Below are 7,455 nucleotides of genomic sequence, written 5' to 3'. Positions count from 1 at the left end.
TTTAAACCAGCTATTTTTTCAATAAAACCAATTTCAATTTTAAATTTTTGATCTGTACCTGGAATTTGCAACATGTTTTTATAATTTGTTCCAGCAAATTGGGTTCTAACATCTTCGTATCCAATTGTATCAACAACTCTTTCTTCAATTTCCTTTGTAATACCACCTCCAACATTTATAGTTTTTGGCACGTTTCTAGTTTGTGTTAATGCAAACTTAGCCGTATCAATAAATTTTATAAGATCTTCACCATTAGCAGTATAGGTTCCAGTAACTTTTTTATGAGCAATTTCTGCATCACGTATAATTTTTAGGTTATTAATAACTTTCGCATACCTTACTTTTTTCTCTTTATTAAATTTAATAGGTTTTCTAATTTCAAAGTTAATTTTATAAACTAAAAGAGCTGCAAGTCCAATAAGTACTATTGAAACTATCCAATGTAATTTTCTTGGAATATAATTAACAATTGCATACGCTAAAAGCCCTGTAACCAAAATACCCGCAAGGATAATCAAAATTGTTGTCATTTGAATTTTCTTTTTTAATGTGTGTAGGCAAATCTACAAATTTTTTTTAATGAGAAAAACTTTTAAGGTAAAATCAATTTGTATATTTGAATTTTATTACAAATATGATTAAAACACCAACTGAGTTTTACAAAAAACTACTTGAAAAGTTTCCATTTGAACCAACTAACTCACAAAATATTTTATTAAATCACTTGTCTAATTTTATTTTTGACACCAACAAGGAATCTTTATTTCTTATTAAAGGATATGCAGGTACTGGAAAAACCACCACAATTAGTACCGTTGTTAATAATTTATGGAAAGTTGGAAAAAAAGCAGTTTTGCTAGCACCAACAGGAAGAGCAGCTAAAGTAATTTCAGGATATTCTAATAGACAAGCATTTACAATTCATAAAAAAATTTATTTTCCTAAAAAGAATAGAGGTGGAGGAGTTGATTTCACATTGCAAACAAATAAACACACCAATACCATTTTTATTATTGATGAAGCATCAATGATTCCGGATAGTCCAACTAATGGTAAATTATTTGAAAAAGGCTCCTTGTTGGACGATTTAATTTCATTTGTATATTCTGGGATGCAATGCAAAATTATTTTTATTGGTGATACCGCACAATTACCGCCTGTTAAATTAGACATAAGTCCTGCATTAGATGCTCAAAAATTAGCACTAAATTACGATAAAGAAATTACTGAAATTGAATTAAATGAGGTAATGCGTCAACATAAGGATTCTGGAATTTTAATTAATGCAACAGAATTACGTCTTATTATTGCAAACAATGGGCATGAAACGTTTCAATTTAAATTGGGTTTTCCAGATTTAATAAGATTAATAGATGGTTACGATATTGAAGATGCAATTAATAATGCTTATGACAATATTGGAGTTGAAGATACTGCATTTATTGTGCGATCTAACAAACGTGCTAACCAATACAATGAACAAATTAGAAGTAAAATTAGAGGTCAAGAGAACGAAATTTCTACTGGAGATTTTGTAATGATTGTAAAAAATAATTATTTCTGGTTAAAAGATTCTAGCGAGGCTGGTTTTATTGCAAATGGTGATATTTGTGAAATTTTACAAATTTACAATACCAAAGAATTGTACGGATTTAGATTTGCTGAAGTTAAAGTTAGAATGATTGATTATCCGAATCAAAAACCTTTCGATACAGTTTTATTATTAGATACTTTAACTTCTGAAACACCATCCTTATCTTATGAGGAATCTAATAAGTTATATCACGAAGTTGGCAAAGATTTTGCCCACGAAAAATCCAAATACAAACAACTATTAGGTGTAAAAAACAGTAAATATTTTAATGCCTTACAAGTAAAATTCTCCTATGCAGTTACGTGTCATAAATCGCAAGGTGGACAATGGAAAACTGTTTTTGTTGAACAACCATATTTACCTGATGGACAAAGTGTTGAGTATTTACGTTGGTTATATACAGCAGTAACTAGAGCAGAAGAAAAGGTCTATTTAATAGGTTTTGAAGATGCTTTTTTTATTGAATAAATAGTTGGTATTCAACATCAATTTTTAAATACCAAAGTACTATTTAAACATATCCATTCCAGGAATATTTGGCATCCCATCTTTTGCTGCCGCAGCCAGTTCTGTTTCACTAATTGAATGGGCTTTTTCCAAGGCTTTATTTAAAGCCAGTAACAAATAGTCTTCAATTTCTTCTTTGTCTGTTAATTCATCGGAAATTGATATATTTTTAATCAATCTATTTGCTGTAACAGTGACTTTAACTTTACCGTTTCCAGCTTCACCATCAATAAAAATAGTATTTAATCTAACTTTAGTAGCTTCAATTTTTTCCTGTGCTTCTTTAAGTTTTCCCATCATACCAGATAAATCTCCAAACATTTTATTTTAATTTTAACAAGTTACAAGCGCAAATATAGTATTTTTGCGAATTAGTAAAAAAGATTAAAATGTCTGAAAATAAAATTTCTGCTCCAATTGCAGAAAAGATTGAAAAGAAATTAACAATTCATAATGATGTTAGAATAGATAATTATTATTGGTTGAATCAAAAAGAAAACCCAAAAGTAATAGACTATTTAAATGCCGAGAATAATTATTATGAGGCTAAAACGGCTCATACAAAAACATTTCAAGAAGATTTATTTGAAGAAATGAAATCTCGAATTAAGGAAGATGATGAGTCCGTTCCTTACAAAAAGAATAATTATTATTACACAACACGTTTCGAAACTGGAAAACAATATCCAATTTATTCTCGTAAAAAAGAGTCGTTAGAAGCTGTTGAAGAAATAATGTTTGAAGTGAATAAGTTGGCCGAAGGTCATAATTTCTACAAACTTTCTGGGTTATCAATAAGTCCAAACAATAAATATGCTGCTTTTGGTGTAGATACTGTTGGTAGAAGAGATTACACATTACAGTTTAAAGATTTAAAAACGGGGGAGTTATTTCCTGAAAAAATTTATAACACATCAGGTGGGGCAGCTTGGGCTACAGACAATAAAACAGTTTTTTATACCCAAAAAAATCCTACCACATTAAGAAGTGAAAAGATATTTCGTCATATTTTAGGAACAGACCCATCTTTAGACGTAGAAGTGTTTTATGAAAATGAAGAAGCATATAGCACATATGTTTACAGAACAAAATCTGATAAATACCTAATTATTGGTTCACATAGTTCAATTTCAACCGAATATAGAATATTAGAAGCTGATAATCCAACAGGTAATTTTAGAGTATTTCAAGCTAGAGAACGCGATCTAGAATATAATATAGCGCATTATGATCATAATTTTTATGTGTTAACCAATAAAGATAATGCTACTAATTTTAAGTTGATGAAAACGTCAAGTAAGGAAACATCAAAAGAAAATTGGGAAGATGTTATTCCCCACAGAGCAGATGTTTTATTAGAAGACATATCTATATTTAAAGATTTTTTAGTTGTTGAAGAACGCAGTAACGGATTAAATAAAATAAGAATTATACGTTGGGATAATTCGGAAGATTTTTACCTTCCTTTTGAAGAAGAAACCTACTCGGCGGGAGTTTATTACAATCCAGAATTTGATACAAATGTAATTCGTTATGGCTATAATTCTATGACAACTCCAAGTTCTGTAATAGATTTTAATGTAGATGATAAAACCAAAGATGTTAAAAAAGAACAACAGGTTTTAGGAGGTGAATTTGATAAAAATAATTATAAAAGTGAACGTTTGTGGGCAACTGCTAAAGATGGAACAAAAGTAGCAATCTCTTTAGTGTATAAAAAAAGCACTGAAATTTGTAAGGAGACACCATTACTTTTATATGGCTATGGATCTTATGGGCATACAATAGATGCAGGTTTTAGTTCTACACGATTAAGTTTGTTAGACAGAGGTTTTATTTTTGCAATTGCCCATGTAAGGGGAAGCGAGTATTTAGGTAGAAATTGGTATGAAAATGGAAAGTTATTAAACAAATTAAATACTTTTTATGATTTTATTGATTGTGCCAAATTTTTAATTGATAAAAAATATACTTCAGCAAAACATTTATATGCAAGTGGAGGATCTGCGGGTGGTTTATTAATGGGAGCAGTAATAAATTTAAATCCTGAGTTATTTAAAGGGATAGTTGCTTCAGTTCCTTTTGTAGATGTAGTTACAACTATGTTAGATGATAGCATTCCACTAACAACTGGGGAATATGATGAATGGGGGAATCCAAATGAAAAAGAATTTTATGATTATATGAAATCATATTCACCTTACGATAATGTTAAACGTAAAAATTATCCGAACATTTTGGTAACAACAGGGCTTCATGACTCTCAAGTACAGTATTTTGAGCCAGCAAAATGGGTAGCTAAATTGCGAGATTTAAAAACGGACAATAATTTGCTAGTGTTACATACAGATATGGAAGCCGGACACGGTGGGGCTTCCGGCAGGTTTGATGCCTTAAAAGAGATTGCAAGAGACTATAGTTTTATTATTGATTTGGAAGTTACACAATAATTAAAAAAAAATATTAAATTTGCATACTGTAGATAATTAATCAAAATTTTTAATTTTAAGTTTTGATATTTTAATTAAACTATTTAAAATGACACAAAATAAAGGTATAAGTAACAATATTCTAGAACTTATAGGCGAAACTCCTTTAATTAGACTTAACACAATTACAAAAGATCTTCCAGGAAACTATTACGCAAAATACGAAGGCTTTAATCCAGGGCATTCAATGAAAGATAGAATTGCTTTACATATTATAGAAGAAGCTGAAAAGCAAGGTATCTTAAAAGAAGGCAGTACTGTAATTGAAACTACATCTGGTAATACCGGATTTAGTATGGCCTTAGTAAGTATTATAAAAGGTTATAAATGTATATTGGCAGTAACATCTAAAGCAGCACCTGGTAAAATTAACATGTTAAAAGCAATGGGTGCAAAAGTATATGTTTGTCCAGCTCATGTAAATGCAGATGATCCAAGGTCTTATTATGAAGTCGCTAAAAGATTACATGCCGAAACCGCAAATTCAGTATATATTAATCAGTATTTTAATCATTTAAATACTGAAGCACATTACAATTCTACGGGGCCAGAAATTTGGCAACAAACCAAAGGTGAAATCACACATTTAATTGCCGCAAGTGGCACCGGTGGTACAATATCTGGAGTTTCGAAATATTTAAAAGAACAAAATCCAAAAATTAAAACTTTAGGAGTTGATGCTTTTGGATCAATATTGAAAAAATTTCATGAAACAGGAGAATTCGATAAAAAAGAAATATATCCATATAGAATTGAAGGTTTAGGTAAAAACTTAATTCCAACGGCAACTGACTTTGAAGTAATAGATGTTTTTGAAAAAGTAACAGATGAGGCTGCAGCTCATAGAGCCAGAGAATTAGCTGTAACTGAAGGGTTGTTTACAGGTTATACAAGTGGTGCTATTATCCAAGCTACTTTGCAATATGCCGAAAAAGGTATGTTTGATGAGGATTCTAAAGTAGTTTTGATATTGCCTGACCATGGATCTCGCTATATGGAAAAAATATATTGTGATGAGTGGATGAAGGAACAAGGATTTTTTGATTCCCAGAAACACGCACATCAAGAGGTTGAATTTATTAAATAAAAGATTCTGAAAACAAAAAAAGAGGCTTTAAAATTTATTTTTAGCCTCTTTTTTTGTAATATTAACATTTGATTAGCACAAAAAAAATACCGTACTTTGCACCGTTAAATATAAATGTAATATTGCATTCTTTGCAAAATAAGATATATGAAACGAGCATGTTTAAAAGCTTTTTATTCAATGTAATTATAAAAAGCAAACATTCCTGAAGCTTCAGGGTGACCGTTAAAAATAATAATATAGACACATGAAAGATTTATTTGAAAGAATAGTTAAAGATAAAGGACCTTTAGGTAAATGGGCTAAACAAGCCGAAGGTTACTACGTTTTTCCAAAGTTAGAAGGTGAAATTTCTAATAGAATGAAATTTAATGGAAAGGAAGTAATCACTTGGAGTATAAACGATTATTTAGGCTTGGCAAATCATCCAGAAGTTAGAAAAGCAGATGCTGAAGCAGCTGCAGAATACGGAATGGCCTACCCAATGGGAGCCAGAATGATGTCTGGACATACAAAATTTCATGAACAACTAGAAGAAGAATGTGCTGCCTTTGTAGATAAAGAAGCTGCTTACTTAGTAAACTTTGGTTATCAAGGAATGGTTTCTGCAATTGATGCACTTGTAACCAAACACGATGTTATTGTATATGATATCGATTCTCACGCATGTATAATTGATGGTGTTAGACTGCACCACGGTAAACGTTATACTTATAAACACAATGATATTGAAAGTTTAGAAAAAAACTTACAACGTGCTACTAAAATTGCTGAAGAAAATAACGGAGGAATTCTAGTAATTTCTGAAGGTGTTTTTGGAATGCGTGGAGAACAAGGTAAATTAAAAGAAATTGTTGCTTTAAAAGAAAAGTACAATTTCAGATTTCTTGTAGATGACGCGCACGGTTTTGGAACTTTAGGAGATGGTGGTAAAGGAGCAGGTTTTGAGCAAGGAGTCCAAGATGGGATAGATGTATATTTTGCAACTTTTGCGAAATCAATGGCAGGAATTGGAGCTTTTTTCGCTGCGGATAAAGATATTATTCAATATTTACAGTACAATATGCGTTCTCAAATGTTCGCAAAATCATTGCCTATGCCAATGGTAAAAGGAGCGTTAAAACGTTTAGATATGTTACGTACTATGCCCGAGTTAAAAGAGAAACTATGGGAAAATGTAAACGCACTTCAAAATGGATTAAAAGAAAATGGTTTTAATATTGGTAAAACAAATACTTGTGTTACTCCCGTATTTTTAGAAGGTGATATTCCAGAAGCTATGGCAATGGTAAATGATTTAAGAGAAAATTATGCAATTTTTTGTTCAATTGTTGTGTATCCAGTAATTCCAAAAGGATTAATTATTCTTAGGTTAATTCCAACAACAACACATACATTAGAAGATGTAAAGATAACTATTGAATCATTCTCTGCAATTCGTGAAAAACTTGAAAAAGGTATTTATAAGCGTATTGCAGCATCAATGATTTAAAAAATAGCGCATAGAAAATAGAATAAAGAGCAGCTAAAAAAAAAACAGTCTAAAAATTTTAATTTTTAGACTGTTTTTTATTTGAATAATAATTATTAGAATTAATACCCTTCAGAAATATTTTTTAATGCACTTTTATTAGAAATTTTAATGCGCTTTCCATGTAAGTCTATTACACCATCTTTTTTTAGATTAGAAAGCAATCTAATAGCCGATTCGGTAGCAGTTCCAATCGTATTTGCAATTTCTTCTCTTGTTAAAATAACATCGATAAAATCTTCATTAT

Annotated in this window: 7 protein-coding genes; 4 read left to right on the top strand and 3 right to left on the bottom strand. The window is 30.4% G+C overall.

Annotated features, from left to right (window positions below):
* The coding region (locus tag AB1Z17_RS01285) for a hypothetical protein (protein ID WP_368049979.1) at positions 1-530 on the bottom strand (530 nt) is incomplete at its 3' end.
* 104 nt (positions 531-634) lie between these two features.
* Here AB1Z17_RS01285 and AB1Z17_RS01280 point away from each other — a divergent pair.
* Positions 635-2,062 (top strand): ATP-dependent RecD-like DNA helicase, encoded by a 1,428-nt coding sequence (locus AB1Z17_RS01280; RefSeq protein WP_368049978.1) that lies wholly within the window; start codon positions 635-637, stop codon positions 2,060-2,062.
* Positions 2,063-2,101: 39 nt separating this feature from the next.
* On the opposite strand, the gene AB1Z17_RS01275 is transcribed toward AB1Z17_RS01280, so the two are convergent.
* On the bottom strand, positions 2,102-2,422 hold the full coding sequence (locus AB1Z17_RS01275) for a YbaB/EbfC family nucleoid-associated protein (protein ID WP_368049977.1): 321 nt from the start codon (positions 2,420-2,422) through the stop codon (positions 2,102-2,104).
* Positions 2,423-2,490: 68 nt separating this feature from the next.
* Between AB1Z17_RS01275 and AB1Z17_RS01270 the strand changes: the two genes are divergently transcribed.
* From AB1Z17_RS01270 to AB1Z17_RS01260, 3 genes are all read left to right on the top strand, one after another.
* Positions 2,491-4,551 (top strand): S9 family peptidase, encoded by a 2,061-nt coding sequence (locus AB1Z17_RS01270; protein WP_368049976.1) that lies wholly within the window; start codon positions 2,491-2,493, stop codon positions 4,549-4,551.
* An 88-nt stretch (positions 4,552-4,639) separates the two neighbouring features.
* Positions 4,640-5,677 (top strand): PLP-dependent cysteine synthase family protein, encoded by a 1,038-nt coding sequence (locus AB1Z17_RS01265; protein ID WP_368049975.1) that lies wholly within the window; start codon positions 4,640-4,642, stop codon positions 5,675-5,677.
* A 247-nt stretch (positions 5,678-5,924) separates the two neighbouring features.
* Positions 5,925-7,169: an aminotransferase class I/II-fold pyridoxal phosphate-dependent enzyme gene (locus AB1Z17_RS01260; RefSeq protein ID WP_368049974.1), complete on the top strand. Its 1,245-nt coding sequence runs from the start codon at positions 5,925-5,927 to the stop codon at positions 7,167-7,169.
* A gap of 101 nt (positions 7,170-7,270) precedes the next feature.
* Here the strand turns inward: AB1Z17_RS01260 and AB1Z17_RS01255 are convergent.
* On the bottom strand, positions 7,271-7,455 hold a 185-nt coding region (locus AB1Z17_RS01255), incomplete at its 5' end, for a Crp/Fnr family transcriptional regulator (RefSeq protein ID WP_368049973.1).

The sequence above is a fragment of the Lutibacter sp. genome, assembly GCF_040883305.1.
Lineage (GTDB): Bacteria > Bacteroidota > Bacteroidia > Flavobacteriales > Flavobacteriaceae > Lutibacter.
Note: the sequence above shows the minus strand (reverse complement) of the source record. Positions and strands in the feature narration are given on the sequence as shown.

Excerpts from the sequence above, each read along its gene's own strand:
- AB1Z17_RS01280 (WP_368049978.1), top strand. The coding sequence starts at position 635 with ATGATTAAAACACCAACTGAGTTTTACAAAAAACTACTTGAAAAGTTT.
- AB1Z17_RS01275 (WP_368049977.1), bottom strand. The coding sequence starts at position 2,422 with ATGTTTGGAGATTTATCTGGTATGATGGGAAAACTTAAAGAAGCACAG.
- AB1Z17_RS01270 (WP_368049976.1), top strand. The coding sequence starts at position 2,491 with ATGTCTGAAAATAAAATTTCTGCTCCAATTGCAGAAAAGATTGAAAAG.
- AB1Z17_RS01265 (WP_368049975.1), top strand. The coding sequence starts at position 4,640 with ATGACACAAAATAAAGGTATAAGTAACAATATTCTAGAACTTATAGGC.
- AB1Z17_RS01260 (WP_368049974.1), top strand. The coding sequence starts at position 5,925 with ATGAAAGATTTATTTGAAAGAATAGTTAAAGATAAAGGACCTTTAGGT.